The sequence below is a fragment of the Alteromonas sp. AWJ4_199 genome, from assembly GCF_056159165.1.
The window spans coordinates 87,228-106,015 of record NZ_JBSWUR010000004.1 but is presented as its reverse complement, the minus strand read 5'-3'; the positions used below and the strand labels follow the sequence as shown (position 1 = coordinate 106,015).

Sequence of the window (18,788 nt, the reverse complement as noted above, 5' to 3'; positions counted from 1 at the left end):
AGCGAAGTTTCGAACTTTCAATGAGTTTACATTCACATAAACCAAGTTAACATTGCTTTAAAGAAGCTACATAGAACACGTTGTAAATGGAGAAACGCAGTATGGTAAGGGATTACGACTCTCAGCCTAGTTTTGCTAATGAAAAACAAGAAACGCCTGAATCGAGAACTGATAACAACGAAGCCAAGCCTTCACAAAACCAAAATGAGCAGGAACTTAAGACCTTTAAACTGAGTGATTTAGAATCTAAATTCATTTTGAAAGCCAGAAAAAAAATAAGGCTACTTGATCCCGAAGGTGTCTATCAATTTAAAGGAACCGCGATACCTTATTATCAGTCTTTTATACACCTGATTTCTCTGCTGTTCTCATTATACTTAATTACCTGTTATTTCGCGCTTATTGTTTTTTCAGAGCTTGAGCATCTAGATGGGGTGGGTAACACATCTGATTTAACAGTGATAGACAAGTTATTCATGATAACCCTCGCAGCGCTAACAGTCTTTAAGCTAAAGAAACTCCTTACAGTAAAGGTTACTTACTATGACGTCAGATATAAATTGGCGCTAGCGGCTAACGGATTCAACCTCATTGTTTTAAACATACTAAAATTCTCAATTTACTTTTTAGCACTCGCTCTGTTCATAATAGGTTTAGACCACCCAAACGAAACAATATTAGGAGCTTTCGACAGGTTAGGAAACGGAGTGACAGCAGATTCGCTTACGTTTTTTTCATGGATAGTTACGCTGCTTATTTTTATTAAAGCCTTCAAGCGTTTTGGCAAGGAGTAAATCGATGAAGTATCTTATTATCTTAGCCATTTTAGTTTTCTCTTCACAATCTTTTGCGAAAGAACGTTTACCTTCTAACTGCGCCCACCTAAGTGAAGTGGCAGAGGCTTCCTTTGTACTATTCAATAAGAAAGAATTTATGCAACTAGGAGAGTGCTTAGCAATAGCAGCGCTTAAAAACCAAAAGAAGCTTGACCTTTTGAGGTCTTGCAGTGAAGTAGATGAGGATAGACGAAACTTTTTGGGGATACTTTCTCTGTCTAAGCTGGAGTCAATTCTGCTAGGGCAATGTATGGGAACAATCAACTATATCTATGAACACTATAATAAAGAAAGAGTAAGTAACTATAGTTATCGTTCAAGTAACCGAACAGTTTACCGCTGCGACAAAGGTATGAAAGCAGTAGATATTGTTAGGAATATTAAAAAGGCGGAAGTAGGGCGGGAAGATATACGTGAACTACTTTGTGACGAGGTGTATTATTGATGGAAAATGTAGAAGTTCAATCGTTCCTAGAGTTAGCTCGCATCTGCCTGAAAACAGCGGACTTACCAGATAGTATTCGAATTCCATTGAATACCATATTCGCTAAAAAAAGCGGTGCTAACCTATATAGGTCAAAAATAGTTTGCGAAAAAACAATAGGTATTCCACAAAACAAACATCCTATTCTTAAAGGTAGGCGAAACTCTGTTAGGAATATTCTGTGTATTTGGTATCTGTTAAATGGAGATACCAAAAAGACGAAGGAATTTCTGCAAAGCTATGCTAAATCAGGTATGACTGAAAAATACGAACAGGAGTTGTTAGAGCTTGCCAATCAGCAGTATTTAGAGTTTTTTTGCTTAGGCGTAGTTAGAGAAAATGTCCATGAAATTATTGAAACGCTCAATTCATCTGACTTCGATTTTTTCACGGATAAACTGCCATCTCCGTTTTTTTCTAATCAGAATGATCCTTCTGACATATCGCCAATTTTAACAGCGTATTCTCAAGTCATTCCTTGGGAAGATTACATGGGGCGATACGAGGAAGCAGAACGTTTCTTTGGTGACAAGCAGTATGAAAAGGCTAAAGAGGTACTGCGCAAACTTGAAGAAGACGCGGTCATTCGCCTACCTGTTATAGAAGCACTGAATAAGAAAATAAAGGCTATCGAGGCAGAAGCAAACGAAGCCTGGGAATATTTTCAAAAAATGTTGAATTAATGCTTGTTTGTGCGGAGCACAAATAAAAACTGGCTATCGTCGAAACAAAGGAGATAGCCATGACAACATTACGCAAACTTTTCAACCAATACGAATCAGCTGAGTGCCATAAGTACATCTCCAAAGCTGAGCAGATAGAGAAAGGCCTTAAGTCTGGTAAAAGCTATGCCGAACTTGGCGGACGTCAATTGAGCTTAGCGAAAGGCTTGATACGATTTAAACTAGGCAACTACCGCCTTATATTTAAAAAAGCTCGTGAAGAGTTCATTCCTGACAGTTTAATTCAACGAAAGCACTTAGAACGTTTCCTCAAGCGAAGGTGATACGTGTTTGTATCGCACTTTCAACTTTTAAAAAGGAAACAAAGATATGTCTCAAAAGAAAAAAATTAAGCCAACGGATAATTCTGCAAACCAGAAAAACCCTAACAAAGGAACACCTGGAACTAACAAGCAGTATGACCAGAAACACGGTAATCGTAGTAAGCAAATTCAACAGGGAGGTAAATAATATGAATACTGTAATGGCACAAGTTGTAAATAAGGCGTTCGAACAAAACATAGGGGCTGATGTCGGCAAATACAGTGAGCAGCACGTGGCAATAAATTCGCTGAACTTGGATAAGTTGAAGTGGAAGCTATCAAAGTCATCTGAAGCTACATGGACTGAAGAGTTGATAGACTTCGCAGAGGAAGAATACAAAAAGTTTCTTTTCTTGAAGCTGATTTATCCTAAAGTTGCCTTAGTGCCTAATAAGCTTGTAGACAAGTTTTGGCATGAGCATATCCTTGATACGGTGGCGTACCAAAAGGATTGCGAAGCAATATTTGGCTACTTCATTCACCATTACCCGTACTTTGGTATTTACGGTGATGATGACCAACGCTCATTGCAAACTGCCTTTGACGAAACTGTTGCGTTGTATGAAAAGCATTTTGGAAAATATCCAACAGGTGTGCTTTATGGTGAAAATAGCAACATTGCTGCGCGTTGTGAAGGCCACGCATGCCATGCGCCTACGACATGTGCGTGCCGTGTTCCTGGGGCATGTAAATAGTAGTATTTATTAGTAAAATTAGAGCACCCTAGGGTGCTCTAATTATCTATTCTGAATAGAGAGCTTTTTTCGCAAAACATCGCAAATCAGTGCTAAACCATAAAGCGCAAAGATGAAAAAAAGCCATTCAACCCTATGATTGGATAAGACACGCGGACTTCAAACTGCGTTATAAGTTGTATGAGCCATACGGCAAACAAAACATCTCCAAGCATCATTCCCCATTCCGTCACCCAAAACTACGCTGGGTAGAGCGCACGGCGACCACCTTTCATATTTTACCTTCTTGATTTTTCTGAATTGACCTCAGAAATAACAAGGATCTTAAGAAGGAAATTTATTTGGGAAAGGGGGGATTAGCGCCAATATCTCGGAAAAAATGAACGTTTTTGTATGAACTTGATGTCGCTAAGGAGGCAATTACATTGTTGCTGACTATGCAGTCAATGAAATTGAAAATGCCATAAATTTCATTAAATTTCTAGTGACCAAATCAAGATTTCAGGAATTAATATGACATTGTTAAGCCATAAACTATTTGATCACTGCGACATCTCGCTTGAGACCTCTGAATCACCTTCCGAGATGGTAGATGCACCACATGTAAACCCTAGCTCAGGCCTTCCATTGATAAAAAATAGCAGTATTGATATTGGTGGATATGTGATTGGTGATGGCCCACTCGCTCATGAAGACAGCGCTTCATTATCTGAGGTAGACGCAAACATTGATATTTTTGAGTCACCACTTGAGATGGAATGTTTCTCCGACTCAGTTTTGTTGATTGACTGTGATGATTTTATCAGCGATGACCTCTGTAGTTTCGATGAGGACTGGCTTTGAAAGTAAGTCTGGCGTAAGAAATTAATGTGATTATTGAACACTCAGCGATGCATTAATCGCAAAAGTAGCGTCTCATTATTTTAATTAAAGAGTTTGTTGCTAATGACTAGCCGAGGTGTGACAGCGTTAAATGAGATAATAGTGCTATTACGCCTTGCTACGCTAACAACCTTCTGTCTTTGTTCATTATAAACTGCATTCCTTGGTCGAAAATTAGACTTTCTTATTTACACCGAAAAGTCATTCAAGCAATTTTTATGACGAAAAATAAAGTTTTGAAAAAAGTTTTAATTATTTTTTCCAGCATATTCATGTAGATAGCTCTCCAATACACAAAAGCACGTAAATTTGCATCGGATTTTTTAAGTTTTTTTATAGCATTCCCTTATTGCCACAGCACAGAGAGAGCGATTCAACAACTGCATACAACGATAGTCATTTTTTAAGAGTTATCATGGCGGATAACATCGTACGAGTATAGGGAAACTAATAGTAACAGTCAGTTCGATAAGTTTTTTTAGGCTGGCTGACAGAATAAAAAGGTTGAAGAGACACATGTTAACAACGGTTCCATTAAGCCAGTATTGCGTTATTTCTGGAGAATCCATTAAGGCAGTTGAGCGCCGCATTGAGCGCGGTTATTGGGTGAAGGGGAGTCACTATTTTACTCCGGCAAATGTTCGCGAACGCTGGGTAGATCTTGTGGCGATAAGTGACTGGGCGCGTAATAGCGGTTCTAATTCGTAAATAGGAAAATTTATATATGTTGTTAAAGAAAAATGCTGAAAAACTGAAAACGGTGCGCGGTGTGTCAATTCGTTATGATAAGCACGAGCGTGCAACGGGTATCCAACTGGCGTTTACCTACAAGGGTATTCAGTGTCGTGAGCCTGTTGGCTATGAAATTACTCAGGCAGGCCTCAATTCGGCAGCTGATAAATTGGGAACCATCAAGCACGAAATCGCTAAAGGGACATTTTTCTATGCCGATTTTTTCCCTAAATCTAATAAGCTAAAGTTGTTTGGTGGGGCAACGACGGGTGTTACGGTTAAAACTTATCTAGACCGATATGTTAATAAAGCCGAGGAACGCGGACTCTCTATTTCTACGATCGTTGGCTACAAAAAAGATTTGAAAGGTCTTGAGCCATTGTGGAGCATACCTGTAGCAGAACTGGAGCGTAGAACCATTGTCAATTTTGTTGAGGACGCTACCGTTTCTTCAAAAACGTTAGGTAATCGGTTATCAGTTTTACGGTCTGCTTTAAATGCAGCAATCACTGATAAGGTGATCAGATTGAACCCTCTTATCGGCTTTAAGTTAAAAGAACATATTAAAATTGCAAAGAAAACCGATAACAGGAAAAAGCATAAAGATGTTCTACCTTTTACTCCGAACGAACTGACTAAAATCATAAAAGAGACCGAGGCCACCGAAAAAGCCATTGTGACTTTTTGGAGCGAGACAGGGGTGAGACCTAGTGAATGGATCGCTCTTAAAAAGGAAGATGTTTGCCTTATAACACTAGAAGTTACTATATACGATGCTGTAGTGCACAAAGTGACAAAGGGTACGAAAACTGCTGCTGGTCAACGCACTTTACCCATATCTCAAGAGCTTGCAGACTTATTAGAGCTAGAAATGGATAAACACGACGAGGAGTATGTATTTGTTAATGACCAAGGAAGACAATGGAACGCTGACTCATTTAGAAAGCACAGATGGTCAAAAATTATTGAAAGGGCTGGGGTGCGATATCGCTATCCATATCAACTTCGTCACACGTTTGCTACAAGGCTAATATCTCAAGGCGGAAACCTTTGGAAAATTTCGAAGCTCATGGGGCACTCGTCGCCACAGCAGTTGTTTGAACATTACGGTAACTATATTGAAGCTTATGAAAAGCAGTCCAAACGACATGAAGCGCGTAGCCGATAGCTAAGTAATAACAGCATTCAGAAAGCCAAAAGCCACTGACTAATTTAGACAGTGGCTTTTGGCTTTCTGTTTTGAAATACCTATAAACAAGATACTTTAGTTTTAGCGCGACATTGCTAAGATAGAGCAATAAAGCAATACGAACGCTTCTAAAGCGTTAAAAGACTGTCTAAAAGGGAAAAATGGAATTTTCAAAACGCTATAAATTTTCTGAATGGCCTAACTCTGATATACCCAAGATATCTGCTGGGATTTATGCAATATGGAAGAGTGACGAACTTCTTTATTGCGGCATGTCAGGTCGTCAAATTGAAAATCACAAATCTGACAGAAAGTTTGGGCTGATAACAAGACTTAATAGCCATGCGTCGGGTCGGTTGAGTGGAGACCAGTTTTGCGTTTACGTTGCAAACAGGCTCGTTATCCCTTCACTACGAGCTGACGACCTGCCTAAATTTGCTAGCGGTGAACTAAAGCTAGATACAATGACAAAGCGCTACATTCATGAACACTTAGACTACCAGTATATCTTGGTAGATAGTAGTTCTGAGGCCTACACTGCTGAAGTAAATGCTCGAAATGGTAGTCTTTTGGGGCAAAAGCCTCTTTTGAACCCTCTTTAAATATTTTCGCTTAAACTCTAATAAAATGATTTAAACTCGTATTGACTGTGCCAGAAGCTGCTGCTCATAAGGTATTAGTCAAACGGCAAAAATGTACGTAAAGCGGGCGTTTACATTACAAAACATAAATTAAGAAATACTAATGCTATGAATGTCGCAAACATATACAAGATCCATTTGGCGATTAAGGCAAAATTTGACCCTACTGGTCGAGACTCTTCGAACTGAACATTATACGGGTTTCTACTTTGTCTTTGTTGTTCTTCATTTAACTGGCAGTATCTCGTCCATAATGATATATCTTTGGAAGTAATAATATTGCTATAAACTTCACAAAGCATACCTATCTTATAACCACGTTCATCATCAAGAGAAGGTATGGCCTTCGCATAGTTGACTTGACCATCGGCCTTTGCTTTTTTCTGAGCTAAAGTGAACGCCTTATTTTTTAGCTTTTTACTATTTAGTTTGTCGTGGTGTTTTTTGATGTCTGAAGCTGAAAAGCCTGTACGTACGGTATATTCAATAGGATTTAGGGGGCGAATGTTGTTAGCACCCCGCCTGTGTCTATACTTAGTACGAATTGGGTATTCATCCATGATATTATGCATCTTATTGTTTTTTAGAATGATATATGATTTTAATCTGAACCTCTACCGAATTGACTGACATACACCTATCATTTAATTGCATTAACAGTTTAATAAGTCTTCTTCCGGCACATAGCGGTAGTCTGACTCCAAAATCGTGACCGACTGCTTATTGTCTGAAGCGGCCTGTAGCGATAGTTATATCCAATGTCTGCTTTACGTACAAAGAGGCTGCACAAGCAGCCCCTTAGAGCTTAAACTTCAATAGATTCTGATATTTCCAATGCGTCGTCTACCTCGATGCCCAAGTAGCGGACAGTGCTCTCTAACTTTTTATGGCCCAGCAAGAGTTGTACAACCCGAAGGTTTTTAGTCTTCTTGTAAATCAGATAGGGCTTGGTTCTGCGCATTGAATGGGTGCTGTAGAGCGATGTATCTAGACCAAGTTTTTCAATCCATCCGTGAAAAATGCGGTTATATTGTCTAGTTGATATGTGCTCAGCGTCATGTATGCGAGACTTAAAAAGATAGTCAGATGCTTTCAATCCGGCTTTGTTTACCCAAGCCATGATCGTCTCTCCGGTGTTTGGTGTTATTTCAAATTGGACAGGACTACCTGTTTTTTGTTGAACGACATGCGTGCGTCTCAGAACTGAACGTCCGCAAACAACATCTGAAACCTTGAGTTTAACAAGATCACAACCTCGTAGTTTGCTATCAAGTCCAAGGTTGAACAGTGCTAGATCACGAGTCCGTCCTTTAAGCTCTAAGCGAATCCGGATACCCCATATATGTGATATCTGAAGAGGCTTTTTCTGACCGATAATACGATTTTTGTTCCAAGGTGTATGGATTTTAATTGCCATGATTTGTCTCCTGTTTAATAGGAAACTTAAGTATGGCAGGCAGTTTGACAGGCGCACTTAGACAAGGAACGGACCTTCGTAAACTAAAAATCAGGATTCAGCCTTGTTCATATATCGGTCACTCATCATTGATAAAAAGCTGTCAATAATCGGTATAGTTAGGGGGAGTTGGAAAGTCTGTACTTTAATTAGAATTTGAAACCGTAAAGTTGTATTTTTTAACAGTTTGATTTATTCGCAGCATAAAAAGGCGAGAATTATAACTCCGCACAATACATTGAATATATGAACCATCTTAAGATTGAAAAGCGTAAGGAGTGCGCTCCAAGAATACGCTCTTCATGTGATTGGATATAAATTTGATATTTAGTATTGAAAAAAACTAACCCTGATAATTGTTGAATCCAGCTGCTGAAAGGACTTGAAAGACAGGTTGAAAAGCAACAGAGTAAGTTTCATTAACTTTATTCTCAAACTCTGATACTACATTCGCGATTTCGGCTTCATTTAACTTGCCGTCCAGTGATGCTTTTAAAACTGAGCTTACTTTACTTGCCAATGAGCCGCTAGTTTCGCCAGTTGTTATATATACTCCAGTAATACTTATCGTGATAGCTTCATCATTTTCTCGCAAATAATTAGCGCATGAAGATAATTCAGCTGGCGGATTTGATGCTTTTAGTTTTGCTATCGTCGTTGGGTTTAAATGAACAAAACGATAAACCCCTTTGAAATTCACCTCTGAACGCTTTAATCTTTCGATTGCTGCTCGTATTTCTGCTTTAACCTCTGAAGTTCCATTCGCAGAGGGTATTCCTGCGGCTGACAATAAATTGTCTATATCAATACTAGCGCCAATATCTAATTTATTTTCTATGGTTCGCGTAAAAGTAAAAGTGCTTGTAACGGCAGGATCTTGGACTAATAAAGTACCCTTTTCTAGCGTATGTTCTTCTAAGGGATTTTTGTCCCAGACTCCGCCACAATACAGTGCAACAGGCGAAACATCTGGAGTTAAATTTCGACCAAGAAATTTCGTGTAATTTGGCACGCCATCTTCATTTACTTCGATATAACGAGAAGACCGTTCTACGTAATAGCGCGGCCCATCCATAATAGACTGTACACATTTACTCGTGTCGGCAGATGGGCATACGACTTCCTTTCTCATTTGTTGCCCTACAACGATAGGTCCGCTAGCACAACCACTTATGAATAAGACAAAAACAAGTAGAAAATATTTCATAACAAGTCCTTTTAAATAAATTTTGGTGATTAATTTACGTATTCGCAAAAATTAAGTAAAAACCAAAGCCAATAGATATGCAAGATTTGCTATCTTTTATCAAATACCTAAATGTCCGAAATAGGTACTCTTCTGCCGTTTAATTACTAATTATTGAACGGCAGCTTCTGGCACAAATAGGTAGTCTGATAGCAACATCATGAAGGTCCGCACCTTGTCTACAGCGGACTTCGATGATTCATTTCATGACAGTCTGCTTTATCTCCTAACAGACTATACCCATTAAGTTGCACAGCCCTAATTTTTCACACAAAAACTACACGTAGAGTAAAAGTACCATCGCTAGCCTAAACGATAAATCGAAGAAATCTACGTGTAGTATTTGTGTATTTACATCTAAATTTGAATAAAACACAAATCTTCAAAAAAAGCCTGAAGCCCTTTAAATACAGTGCGTGCAGAATAAGTGTACTTTGTTGTTGATTGCTAGTGGGTTGTTAGTGGGGGATTCCGCTACAGCCCGCGTTGTAGTGGGGCTGTAGCGGTTTTAAAGTGGTGGAGCTGGCGGGATTTGAACCCGCGTCCAGAAAATGTCTACCTTTGGTACTACATGCTTAGTTTGTCATTTATTTAACTGCTTGGAACTCCGACAAACAGGATTTCCTTGCAGCTGGCCTAATACTGTTTCGCGGTTCACCCTTAGACAAGGTTCCCTCGCTATCCTACTTGGATGACCTTCCGAATCCCCGCTAGCAGGAAGAGACTAGGGTGGAAGGGCCTATACCGGTTATTAAGCGGCTAGTGCGTAAGTTTCGTCGTTTGCGACTATTTAAATGCGGCTTTTTTAAGAGGCCAACCGCTCCTCTGCATGCACCTCCGGCTTCCTAGATCCTGTCGAATCCTAATCAGCCCCGAGTGTGATTTTCAATAATAGCACAAATGTTACGTCATTAAATGCTTTCTTTTAGAAAACGCTTTAAATTTTAAGGGTTTGGCTATAAAACAACCAAAAATAACGCTTATGTTTTCAAAAGCTTACTATGCGGGCTTAGAAAACAAAATTACCTTCGTAACAGCAAGTCTATTATCGACTTAACCTTGATATGTGGTTAGCAACATTAATTTTCAAGGGCCGGAACTAATATAGGGGTAAGAAAGCTTAAAGATAGTTTTCTGTTTTAATTAAGCAGGCCATCAGTCTTAAAACTTTTTAGCGAATTTTTAAGGAATAAGTACCTTTGCAAGGATGCATTTAGCGGCAAGAACCATTAAAGTACGTCAGCATAATTAAAAGGCTTGTAGTGTAAATGTCTTCAGATTCCATTTTGTATTCTCCTTATACCCTGCCGTGTGGCGTAACAGCGCGAAACCGTCTTGTTAAAGCTGCAATGGAAGAAAATATGTCGAGCATGGGTAACATTCCCGGTGAGTCTTTATATTCACTTTATCGATACTGGGCCCATGGTAATTTAGGCATGGTAATCACAGGTAATGTTATGGTTGATAAAGCAGCTATGACAGGGCCAGGTGGTGTTGCACTAGAAAAAGATACCGATATTGCGCCGTTTCAAAAGTGGGCGAAGATCATTAAGTCGAATGGCGCATTAGCCATCATGCAAATTAATCACCCCGGTCGCCAAGTATTCAAAGCTATGCAGGGCAAAGCTATTGCGCCTTCTGCGGTTCCGCTGGATATGGGCAAACACTCTAAGCTCTTTGCTCAGCCCCGAGAAATGACCTGTCAAGACATCCATGATGTATGCAAGCGCTTTGTTGACACGGCTAAGCAAGCTGAAAATGCAGGGTTTGACGGCGTTGAGATTCACGCCGCACACGGTTACTTGCTTACACAATTTTTATCTCCGCTTACTAATCAGCGCCAAGATGAGTGGGGCGGTTCTATTATTAACCGCGCGCGTCTGTTGATAAACATAGTCAGCCAAGTTAGAGCGGTGTGCGCTAAAAGCTTTATTGTTATGGTAAAGCTTAACTCTGCTGATTTTCAAAAGAACGGATTTTCTTTTGATGATGCTTGTGAAGTAGTAAACCGCTTAGAAGCCTTGGGTGTAGATGTGGTTGAACTATCTGGCGGTAGTTATGAAGCGCCTGCCATGCAGGGCCAAACCCGGGACGATACCACCCTTGCCAGAGAGGCATACTTTCTAGAATTTGCACAGGCCTTGGTGAGTAAAACCGACATTCCACTTATGACCACGGGCGGTATTAAAAGGGCCGAAGTGGCAGAAGAAGTGATAGAGCAGGGCTGCGCGATGGTAGGCTTGGCTAGTGCACTTGCCATTACGCCCGACCTAGCCAAAAAGTGGCAGCAAGAATGGACGTACTCGGGCATTATTCCACACTGCACTTGGAAAGATAAATCGCTAGCAAGTCTTGCGAATATGGCGATGGTGCGACGTCAGCTTAGGCGATTGGGAAATAACCTAACCACGCTAAGAAACCCGTCACCGCTTTGGAGCCTTATTCTTGACATGCTGCATCGAAAGAAGATGACCAAACGAGACGTAGGCTAACGCCACTACCGTTTAGGTAAGTTTTTTTAAAGGCTGCTTTAATAAAAGTCAGCCAAAATCACGTTTCTTTTATAGCATCACATATGAAAACACAGCGTTAAACGCTGTGTTTCATCATTCTTTCTTTTTGGCGTTGCCAGTCTTTATCTTTCAAAGTGTCGCGCTTGTCGTGAGCGTGCTTACCTTTGGCAAGGTGAATTTCTAGTTTCACCCAACACTTTTTCCAATACATAGACGTTGCAACTATCGAGTAGCCCTGGCGGTCACGGGCGCCCATTAAGCGATCTATCTCACGCTTTTTAAGCAAGAGTTTGCGCGCGCGTTCAGGCGCAGCAATTACGTGGGTAGATGCCTGATTTAGCGGGCTAATTCTACAACCTACCAAATAGGCTTCGGCATTCTGGATAATGATGTACGCGTCGGTAATGTTTACTTTACCGGCACGAATACTTTTAATTTCCCACCCTTGAAGCTCAAGTCCGGCTTCGAACTTGTCTTCTAGGAAATAGTCATGACGCGCCTTTTTGTTCTGCGCGATATTTCCTGAGGTGTTTTTGTTGGCTTTATTCTTTTTCATGCTGGCTATTATACTGATTGTTCAAAGGAATGTCTTTAGTTGTCATTGTTATCTTATATTGGGGCATTTGGTTCAAAACCGAATACAAGCGATACAAAATTTCTGTGATACAATGCCTCCAAGAGTTTTAATTGTAGTGGGATCAATGCCAAGTATTCATAGAAGCGCGCTTGTAGCTCATAGCGCAGAAGCCATGTTTAACTTAGTCAACGATGTAGCTTCCTACCCTGAGTTTTTGCCAGGCTGTACCGATAGTAAAATCCTCGACACTTCAGCGCAAAGTATGAAAGCATCTTTGCTTGTTGCAAAAGCAGGTATCAAACAGTGGTTTACAACACATAATGTTCTAGAGCCAGGCAGAAGTATTCAAATGCAGCTAGTAGACGGGCCGTTTCGTTCGTTAACCGGCGGTTGGACATTTTCAGCGCTTTCTGAAGATGCGTGTAAGATAGAGCTTAACCTTGAATTTGAATTCAGCAATAAGCTAGCAGAAATGGCGTTCGGAAAAGTGTTCAACAGTTTAGCCAGCAGTATGGTAGCAGCGTTTACAGACCGAGCGCGGAGCGTGTACGCATGAGTAATAAACTCATCAATATTGAGGTTGCCTACGCACTGCCCACCAAGCAAACCATCATTGATGTTGCTATTCATGAAAATGCGACAGTAGAAGAGGCGATTAATGCGTCTAATGTGCTTGAGCAGTTTCCCGAAATCGACTTAAAAGCCACAAAAGTGGGTATTTGGAGCCGCGTTGTTAAGTTACGCGATACACTTACCGACGGAGATCGAATTGAAATTTATCGCCCGCTTATTGCTGATCCTAAAGAGATTCGAAAACGTCGTGCTGAAAAGGCCAAAGAAGAAGGTAGGGCAGATAAAATTACCGGTGGAAAAGTAAACCCGCTGAAAGCGAAGTCCTAGTTTCGCACCATGCAATATACGTTTATTACAGATACAAAAATGGCCTTCATATTGAAGGCCATTTTTTTAGAGAAGATAGAAGCTATTAGCTTTTTTCTGAAATGCTGCCTAGCTCCAAGAAAGGTGAGGCATCAATATCTTCAGCATCCATCATACTAGCAATACGCTGAACGGTAGCTACCATTTGGCTTTGCTCCCATTCTTTTAGCTGAGAAAAACGCTCAACAAAGTGTTCCTGAAGCGGGCGCGGGGCGTCTACCACCGCTTCTTTTCCGCGCTCGGTCAAAAACACGCCCACTTTACGCTTGTCCTGCGTGCTTCTAATGCGCGTAGCTAAGTCTCTAGACTCTAGTCTGTCTAAAATATTGGTTATAGTTGCAGGGCTTAAATTAATATTCTCCGCAATTTCGCGCACCATAATGCCAGGGCGCTCTTCAATATTTTGCATTACTAACAGTTGCGGGCCTGTCAAACCCACGTGTTTACTTAGCTGCTTGCTGCGTAGGTCTACAGCGCGAATAACGCGCCGTAGTGCCACTAATAGTTCTTCTTCTTTTCGCATATTACTTCCAACAAATGCGTAACCAGTTGGTTACTTAAGCAAATGAATAAAATGTTGGTGCTTATGGTAGTGATCGATTACGTCATTAATGACTGAGATTTTCGACCAACCCATAATGTCATAGTTCTGACCACCTTCACTCAGGTGAACCTCGGCGCGATAGTACGTTGCCTTTTTGTTTTCGTCCAGTGTTGCTGTATCGCTTGGACCAAATTCAGGCTGTTCTGTCGGCACTAGGTATACCGCATAGATAAATTCTGGGTCGTTACCCATATCAACGGTCAGAATAAGTGCTTCGGCAGTGTCTTCAATCTTTATATCAAACTGCTGAGACTTAAACTCTTCACCAACTTCCGTTAGTGCAGGCATCACCACCTTGTTTGCATATCGGCGAACCGCATTTTCATCTGGGAAAGTAACGATGTTTTCTAATCGGTCTTTCCAGTTTTTATCTGAATCGTTATGTAAAGGCGTACCAGCCATTACCTGCAGACTTTCTCGTTTGTAAGACTCAATCCTCAGTGCTTTTAGCAAACCGGAAATAGCGATGAGCAGCACAATAGCAAATGGCAGGGCAGCTGCAATTGTCATTGTTTGGAGTGCGCCTAGTCCGCCAGCATAAAGAAGTATTGAACTGACTATACCTACTCCAAGCGCCCAGTACACGCGTTGCCACAACGGCGTATCGTTTTCACCGTGGGAACAAAGCATGTCGACTACCATTGCGCCAGAATCACACGAGGTTACAAAGAATATAATTACCATAAGCACGGCAATAAAACTAAGAACTGACGCAAATGGAAACTGTTCTAAGAATACAAATAACGCAACGGAGGTATCGTCGTTAACCATTTGTGCCAGTACGTCTTTTCCTTGCACTAATACTTGGTCTATAGCACCGTTACCGAATACGGTCATCCAAAATAGCGTGAACGCAGAAGGGATAAGTAGAACGCCCATAACGAATTCGCGAATAGTTCGGCCGAACGAGATACGCGCTATAAATAGACCTACGAAAGGCGCCCATGCTAACCACCATCCCCAATAGAAGATAGTCCAGCCACCAATCCAGTCGGTTTTCTCATAGGTGTATAAGTTAAAGGTGTTTCGTACTATGTCAGACAAGTATGCGCCTGTGTTTTGCATGAAGGCCTGTAGCAAAAATACCGTTGGACCTAACGACAATACAATTAGCAGTAAAATGATAGCCAGAACCATGTTGGTTTCTGAAAGGCGACGAATACCTTTATCTAGACCAGTAGTTACCGAAATAACCGCCAGACCAACTACGCCTGCCATAATGGCAATTTGAACACCAGTATTAGAGGGCAAACCAAACAGATAGTTAAAGCCCGCGTTAACTTGCGAAGCGCCAAAGCCAAGCGACGTAGAAATACCAAACACCGTTGAGGTTACTGCAAATATATCTACCACATGACCAGGCCAGCCATATATACGATCGCCGATAAGTGGGTAAAGTGCAGAGCGAAGGGTTAAGGGTAAGTTTTGGCGGTAGGCAAAATAGCCGAGTATGAGTGCTACTACTGCGTAAATAGCCCACGCGTGTATACCCCAATGGAAGAAGGTCGTTTTCATCGCTTCGCGCACGGCATCTATACTTTCTGCCTGTGCCGTGGGCGGAGACATAAAGTGCATTAACGGTTCAGCTACACCGAAAAACATTAACCCAATGCCCATACCTGCAGCAAACAGCATACTGAGCCAAGTACCGAAACTAAACTCTGGTGTGGCGTGGTCAGGCCCTAACTTAATTTCGCCATAGCGAGACATGCCCAAATACACCACTGCTAGAACAATGATAGTAACGGTTAGAACGTAAAACCAACTGCCATTTGAAACAATTACACTTTGTAATTTTTGGAAGACAGAGTCTGCAAGTTCGGGCGTACCCGCAGCGAAGATTAGTAAGCAGATGATTAACGCAGAAGACGTTATAAACACCGGCTTATTGAGTGGAGATTTCTTTTCGTTCTCAATCACGCAGTAATTTCCTTTCACCTTTTATTTCAACTTAGGTTATTACGGCGAAATATACAGCATGGAACACTTTTAATAAATATCAGATGAAATAATTCGATTTATATGTATTTTTAAATTTCACTCATTGCCTAGCGCTCAGGGTCTTCTAAAATACCTTTTAATATTAGACTTTCTGCTATTATTTACTACATTTTGGTTAAATATTAATCATTAGTGTAGTAATTAATTATAGTTGTTGTATTGTAATGTATGATCTTTTTGATATGTGTATGAAGTAAACACAGTCCGAAGAATAAAAAACAATTGAAGGAAACACACACAAATGCGAAAAACTCAGCTTAGCTGTGCCATCATCGCTGCACTGGCATCCTCCTCTCTGGCTGCGCAAGAATCAGACGCGCCTGCTAAACTTGAAACAATAGAAGTAACCGCCACCAAACGAAGCGAATCTATACAAGACGTTCCTGTTGCGGTGACTGCACTTAACGGAAAAGCACTGGAAAATCTTGGGATAGACAATTTCCAAGATTATGTTGAATTCTTACCTAACGTGGTATTTCAGGGCACAGGTCCAGGACAGAATGAAATCTACATTCGCGGTGCTGCAACAACCCAATCTAATATTATGTTGTCTTCGGTACAGGCGCTTCAGCCATCCGTTGCCTTCTATCTTGATGAAATGCCTGTATCAATGGCTGGGCGTAATTTAGATGTTTACGCTACAGACGTTCAACGTGTAGAGGTACTTCCTGGGCCACAGGGCACGCTGTTCGGCGCTAGTTCTCAGGCGGGTACTATTCGTTTAATCACCAATAAACCTGAGCATACGAGTTTCGCTGCAGGTTTCGATACCAACATCGGTTTTACTAAAGACGGTGAAATGAGCAACTCGGTACAAGCGTATTTCAATATGCCGCTTACCGACGACCTAGCTGTTCGTGTTGCCGCGTACAACGACAAACAAGGCGGTTGGATAGACAACGTCATGAATGTGCCGGGCGAGGGTGGCTACATTGGCAGTGCTGTGGTTATTGACCGCATCTCAGGTGGTCCATTAGCAGATCCGGTGGGCATGGACGCAAACAGAATTACCAACCCCAATATCAATTCTAATACCGAAGCGGCCGTTGTTTCTCCACAAAACGATGCCCTTGTCGAAGAAGACTTCAATGATGCGATGTACACAGGTGCACGTTTTGGATTGTCTTATCATTTTAATGACGACTGGGACTTACTTGTACAGCACACCCAACAGACATTAGACACAGAAGGTGTATTTGCCTACGACCCTACGCTTGAAGGTGAAAGCTCTGCGCTGCGTTTCCAGCAAGAAGAGAACAAAGACGAATTCGGTTTAACGACGTGGACGCTTGAAGGGCGTTTAGAAAAACTAAACGTGGTATATACCGGTGGTTATTTAGACCGCGAAATTGATACGCTAGCGGACTATACAGGCTATACAAACGGTGGCTTATTCTCTGCGTATTACGTGTGTAACCACTACGATACGCCTGATAACGCCGCAGACGAGCGCTGCTTAGACCCCACCAAATATTATAAAGAAGACACATCTTCTACCCGTAATACTCACGAGATTCGTTTCAATACCACCATGGATACGCCATGGCGCGTGACTGCTGGATTGTTCTATGACGAACAAGAAGTTGCAACTGTTGGGCAGTTTAAGATTGCCAACACAGAAATGACGACATTCGGGTTTGATAACCTTCAACGCACCCTAGTAGGAAATGAAGGCATTAATAGTGATGGTGGCCCTTTCCCTTCTGAAGTGAGCTTTATTAACGATATCACGCATACCATTGAACAAATCGCTGTATTTGGTCAGCTGGAGTATGATATTACCGACACGATTACAGCAAGTATTGGCGCACGTTGGTATGAAATCGATGATATCTACGTGGGCTCAACGTCAACCGTTGACGTAACGCGACGTATTCGTGCATTCGGTACACAAGACCCAGACGAGCTTGCGGCCGTTGGACTAGACCCTGATGCAGTAGCAGCTGCTATTCAAAGCGGGCAGTTAGAGGTAGACCTGTTAGACGACAACGGCGTGCTAACCGTTGACGACACTATTTTTAAGTTCTCGCTAGACTGGAAGGTTAACGAAGATGTATTACTATTCGCTAACTACTCAGAAGGCTTCCGACCTCCGGTTACTAACCGTGTTGGTGGTGGCCTTGCAACGAATCAGTCTGGTAAATTTGAAAACTTCCGTATTCCAGTATACTCAACAACGGATACGCTAGATAACTACGAATTGGGTCTTAAAGGTGACTTCTTTGATGGTCAATTCCGAGTAAACGCTACGGCCTATTATTCTGAAATTGAAGAACTGCAAACGTCGCGCTTCGACCCCACTAACATCTCGTTCTTGGTATTCACCGACAATGTAGGCGATGCAGAGATCAAAGGTATTGATGCTGACATGACGTGGCTTGCTACTGATGACCTTATTATTAATGCTGCTTTCAGCGTATTAGATACCGAATTAACTCGCGTAAACTCAGAACTTGAAGGTATAGCGGCTGGTGTTGGCTCAGAGCTTCCATACTCAGCGAAATTCTCTGGAAACATTAATGCACGTTATTTCTTCGAGCTTGAGGGTGATAAGCGTGGGTATGTAAACGGCTCTGTAAGCTACACTGGTGATCGCTTAGCAGGTATGGTGATGGATGCCTATGTAATGGAAGATGCAACGTCGCTTATTTACGGCACAGGTTCAGGTCTTAAGATTGAACAAGAAGCTGACGTGTTTGAAGGGGTAACTTATACCGATTCAAATGGTGAAACATTCCGTGGTGGCCGCTACGTACAGGAGTCGTATATTCTGACGAACCTTGCTGTTGGTGTAACAAACGACGTATGGAAAGCCGAACTTTACATTGATAACGTGTTTGATGAGCGTGCAATTTTAAATATTGATACGCAGCAGTTCACGCCTAAGGTAGTAACAAATAGGCCGCGTACTATTGGCCTTCGTTTCTCATACGATTACTATTAAGGTT

General features: G+C 41.5%; 20 protein-coding genes and 1 other RNA gene. 14 read left to right on the top strand and 7 right to left on the bottom strand.

Annotated features, from left to right (window positions below; translation table 11 throughout):
• Nucleotides 1-101 precede the first annotated feature (101 nt).
• The 10 genes from ACXAER_RS18850 to ACXAER_RS18805 all read left to right on the top strand — a co-directional run bounded on the left by ACXAER_RS18850 (nt 102) and on the right by ACXAER_RS18805 (nt 6,465).
• Entirely contained in the window at nt 102-794 is a 693-nt protein-coding gene (locus ACXAER_RS18850; protein ID WP_474831898.1) for a hypothetical protein, read from the top strand.
• 4 nt (nt 795-798) lie between these two features.
• A complete protein-coding gene (locus ACXAER_RS18845) occupies nt 799-1,281 on the top strand; it encodes a hypothetical protein (protein ID WP_474831896.1) in 483 nt (160 codons plus the stop codon).
• Nucleotides 1,281-2,003 (top strand): hypothetical protein, encoded by a 723-nt coding sequence (locus ACXAER_RS18840; RefSeq protein ID WP_474831893.1) that lies wholly within the window; start codon nt 1,281-1,283, stop codon nt 2,001-2,003. Before ACXAER_RS18845 ends, ACXAER_RS18840 begins: the two co-directional genes overlap by 1 nt.
• Before the next feature lie 59 nt (nt 2,004-2,062).
• On the top strand, nt 2,063-2,326 hold the full coding sequence (locus tag ACXAER_RS18835; RefSeq protein ID WP_474831890.1) for a ParE family toxin-like protein: 264 nt from the start codon (nt 2,063-2,065) through the stop codon (nt 2,324-2,326).
• A gap of 46 nt (nt 2,327-2,372) precedes the next feature.
• Nucleotides 2,373-2,513, top strand: a complete 141-nt coding sequence (locus ACXAER_RS18830) for a hypothetical protein (RefSeq protein ID WP_020745037.1) — start codon at nt 2,373-2,375, stop codon at nt 2,511-2,513.
• A 1-nt stretch (nt 2,514) separates the two neighbouring features.
• On the top strand, nt 2,515-3,060 hold the full coding sequence (locus tag ACXAER_RS18825) for a glycine-rich domain-containing protein (RefSeq protein ID WP_474831887.1): 546 nt from the start codon (nt 2,515-2,517) through the stop codon (nt 3,058-3,060).
• A gap of 513 nt (nt 3,061-3,573) precedes the next feature.
• Nucleotides 3,574-3,903, top strand: a complete 330-nt coding sequence (locus tag ACXAER_RS18820) for a hypothetical protein (RefSeq protein WP_474831885.1) — start codon at nt 3,574-3,576, stop codon at nt 3,901-3,903.
• Between the two features lie 555 nt (nt 3,904-4,458).
• A complete protein-coding gene (locus tag ACXAER_RS18815; protein WP_020745041.1) occupies nt 4,459-4,650 on the top strand; it encodes a hypothetical protein in 192 nt (63 codons plus the stop codon).
• 16 nt (nt 4,651-4,666) lie between these two features.
• Nucleotides 4,667-5,842, top strand: coding sequence for a tyrosine-type recombinase/integrase (locus ACXAER_RS18810; RefSeq protein ID WP_474831880.1), 1,176 nt, complete (start codon nt 4,667-4,669; stop codon nt 5,840-5,842).
• Between the two features lie 182 nt (nt 5,843-6,024).
• Nucleotides 6,025-6,465, top strand: coding sequence for a hypothetical protein (locus tag ACXAER_RS18805; protein WP_474831877.1), 441 nt, complete (start codon nt 6,025-6,027; stop codon nt 6,463-6,465).
• A 110-nt stretch (nt 6,466-6,575) separates the two neighbouring features.
• On the opposite strand, the gene ACXAER_RS18800 is transcribed toward ACXAER_RS18805, so the two are convergent.
• From ACXAER_RS18800 to ssrA, 4 genes are all read right to left on the bottom strand, one after another.
• Nucleotides 6,576-7,064, bottom strand: a complete 489-nt coding sequence (locus ACXAER_RS18800; protein ID WP_474831875.1) for a hypothetical protein — start codon at nt 7,062-7,064, stop codon at nt 6,576-6,578.
• Nucleotides 7,065-7,309: 245 nt separating this feature from the next.
• Nucleotides 7,310-7,921, bottom strand: a complete 612-nt coding sequence (locus ACXAER_RS18795) for a tyrosine-type recombinase/integrase (RefSeq protein WP_474831872.1) — start codon at nt 7,919-7,921, stop codon at nt 7,310-7,312.
• Between the two features lie 382 nt (nt 7,922-8,303).
• On the bottom strand, nt 8,304-9,167 hold the full coding sequence (locus ACXAER_RS18790) for a hypothetical protein (RefSeq protein ID WP_474831869.1): 864 nt from the start codon (nt 9,165-9,167) through the stop codon (nt 8,304-8,306).
• A gap of 553 nt (nt 9,168-9,720) precedes the next feature.
• Nucleotides 9,721-10,080, bottom strand: a transfer-messenger RNA (tmRNA) gene (gene ssrA, locus ACXAER_RS18785).
• 394 nt (nt 10,081-10,474) lie between these two features.
• Here ssrA and ACXAER_RS18780 point away from each other — a divergent pair.
• Complete coding sequence (locus ACXAER_RS18780; RefSeq protein ID WP_474831867.1) at nt 10,475-11,698, top strand: NADH:flavin oxidoreductase/NADH oxidase family protein; 1,224 nt, start codon at nt 10,475-10,477, stop codon at nt 11,696-11,698.
• Nucleotides 11,699-11,795: 97 nt separating this feature from the next.
• Here the strand turns inward: ACXAER_RS18780 and smpB are convergent, their stop codons facing one another.
• On the bottom strand, nt 11,796-12,275 hold the full coding sequence (smpB, locus tag ACXAER_RS18775) for an SsrA-binding protein SmpB (RefSeq protein WP_179983283.1): 480 nt from the start codon (nt 12,273-12,275) through the stop codon (nt 11,796-11,798).
• Nucleotides 12,276-12,420: 145 nt separating this feature from the next.
• On the opposite strand from smpB, the gene ACXAER_RS18770 reads away from it, so the two are divergent.
• A complete protein-coding gene (locus ACXAER_RS18770) occupies nt 12,421-12,852 on the top strand; it encodes a type II toxin-antitoxin system RatA family toxin (RefSeq protein WP_474831864.1) in 432 nt (143 codons plus the stop codon).
• Complete coding sequence (locus ACXAER_RS18765) at nt 12,849-13,196, top strand: RnfH family protein (RefSeq protein WP_474831862.1); 348 nt, start codon at nt 12,849-12,851, stop codon at nt 13,194-13,196. The genes ACXAER_RS18770 and ACXAER_RS18765 overlap by 4 nt, the downstream gene beginning before the upstream one ends.
• Before the next feature lie 85 nt (nt 13,197-13,281).
• On the opposite strand, the gene ACXAER_RS18760 is transcribed toward ACXAER_RS18765, so the two are convergent.
• Together ACXAER_RS18760 and ACXAER_RS18755 are read right to left on the bottom strand one after the other, a co-directional pair.
• On the bottom strand, nt 13,282-13,758 hold the full coding sequence (locus tag ACXAER_RS18760; RefSeq protein WP_012518305.1) for a MarR family winged helix-turn-helix transcriptional regulator: 477 nt from the start codon (nt 13,756-13,758) through the stop codon (nt 13,282-13,284).
• A 30-nt stretch (nt 13,759-13,788) separates the two neighbouring features.
• Nucleotides 13,789-15,759 carry a BCCT family transporter gene (locus ACXAER_RS18755; RefSeq protein WP_474831859.1) on the bottom strand — a complete coding sequence of 657 codons (1,971 nt, stop codon included), beginning with the start codon at nt 15,757-15,759 and terminating at the stop codon, nt 13,789-13,791.
• A gap of 322 nt (nt 15,760-16,081) precedes the next feature.
• Between ACXAER_RS18755 and ACXAER_RS18750 the strand changes: the two genes are divergently transcribed.
• Nucleotides 16,082-18,784, top strand: coding sequence for a TonB-dependent receptor (locus tag ACXAER_RS18750; RefSeq protein ID WP_474831856.1), 2,703 nt, complete (start codon nt 16,082-16,084; stop codon nt 18,782-18,784).
• Nucleotides 18,785-18,788: the final 4 nt, after the last annotated feature.

Coding starts and splice junctions, on each gene's coding strand:
- ACXAER_RS18850 (WP_474831898.1), top strand. CDS start 102: ATGGTAAGGGATTACGACTCTCAGCCTAGTTTTGCTAATGAAAAACAA.
- ACXAER_RS18845 (WP_474831896.1), top strand. CDS start 799: ATGAAGTATCTTATTATCTTAGCCATTTTAGTTTTCTCTTCACAATCT.
- ACXAER_RS18840 (WP_474831893.1), top strand. CDS start 1,281: ATGGAAAATGTAGAAGTTCAATCGTTCCTAGAGTTAGCTCGCATCTGC.
- ACXAER_RS18835 (WP_474831890.1), top strand. CDS start 2,063: ATGACAACATTACGCAAACTTTTCAACCAATACGAATCAGCTGAGTGC.
- ACXAER_RS18830 (WP_020745037.1), top strand. CDS start 2,373: ATGTCTCAAAAGAAAAAAATTAAGCCAACGGATAATTCTGCAAACCAG.
- ACXAER_RS18825 (WP_474831887.1), top strand. CDS start 2,515: ATGAATACTGTAATGGCACAAGTTGTAAATAAGGCGTTCGAACAAAAC.
- ACXAER_RS18820 (WP_474831885.1), top strand. CDS start 3,574: ATGACATTGTTAAGCCATAAACTATTTGATCACTGCGACATCTCGCTT.
- ACXAER_RS18815 (WP_020745041.1), top strand. CDS start 4,459: ATGTTAACAACGGTTCCATTAAGCCAGTATTGCGTTATTTCTGGAGAA.
- ACXAER_RS18810 (WP_474831880.1), top strand. CDS start 4,667: ATGTTGTTAAAGAAAAATGCTGAAAAACTGAAAACGGTGCGCGGTGTG.
- ACXAER_RS18805 (WP_474831877.1), top strand. CDS start 6,025: ATGGAATTTTCAAAACGCTATAAATTTTCTGAATGGCCTAACTCTGAT.
- ACXAER_RS18800 (WP_474831875.1), bottom strand. CDS start 7,064: ATGGATGAATACCCAATTCGTACTAAGTATAGACACAGGCGGGGTGCT.
- ACXAER_RS18795 (WP_474831872.1), bottom strand. CDS start 7,921: ATGGCAATTAAAATCCATACACCTTGGAACAAAAATCGTATTATCGGT.
- ACXAER_RS18790 (WP_474831869.1), bottom strand. CDS start 9,167: ATGAAATATTTTCTACTTGTTTTTGTCTTATTCATAAGTGGTTGTGCT.
- ACXAER_RS18780 (WP_474831867.1), top strand. CDS start 10,475: ATGTCTTCAGATTCCATTTTGTATTCTCCTTATACCCTGCCGTGTGGC.
- smpB (WP_179983283.1), bottom strand. CDS start 12,275: ATGAAAAAGAATAAAGCCAACAAAAACACCTCAGGAAATATCGCGCAG.
- ACXAER_RS18770 (WP_474831864.1), top strand. CDS start 12,421: ATGCCAAGTATTCATAGAAGCGCGCTTGTAGCTCATAGCGCAGAAGCC.
- ACXAER_RS18765 (WP_474831862.1), top strand. CDS start 12,849: ATGAGTAATAAACTCATCAATATTGAGGTTGCCTACGCACTGCCCACC.
- ACXAER_RS18760 (WP_012518305.1), bottom strand. CDS start 13,758: ATGCGAAAAGAAGAAGAACTATTAGTGGCACTACGGCGCGTTATTCGC.
- ACXAER_RS18750 (WP_474831856.1), top strand. CDS start 16,082: ATGCGAAAAACTCAGCTTAGCTGTGCCATCATCGCTGCACTGGCATCC.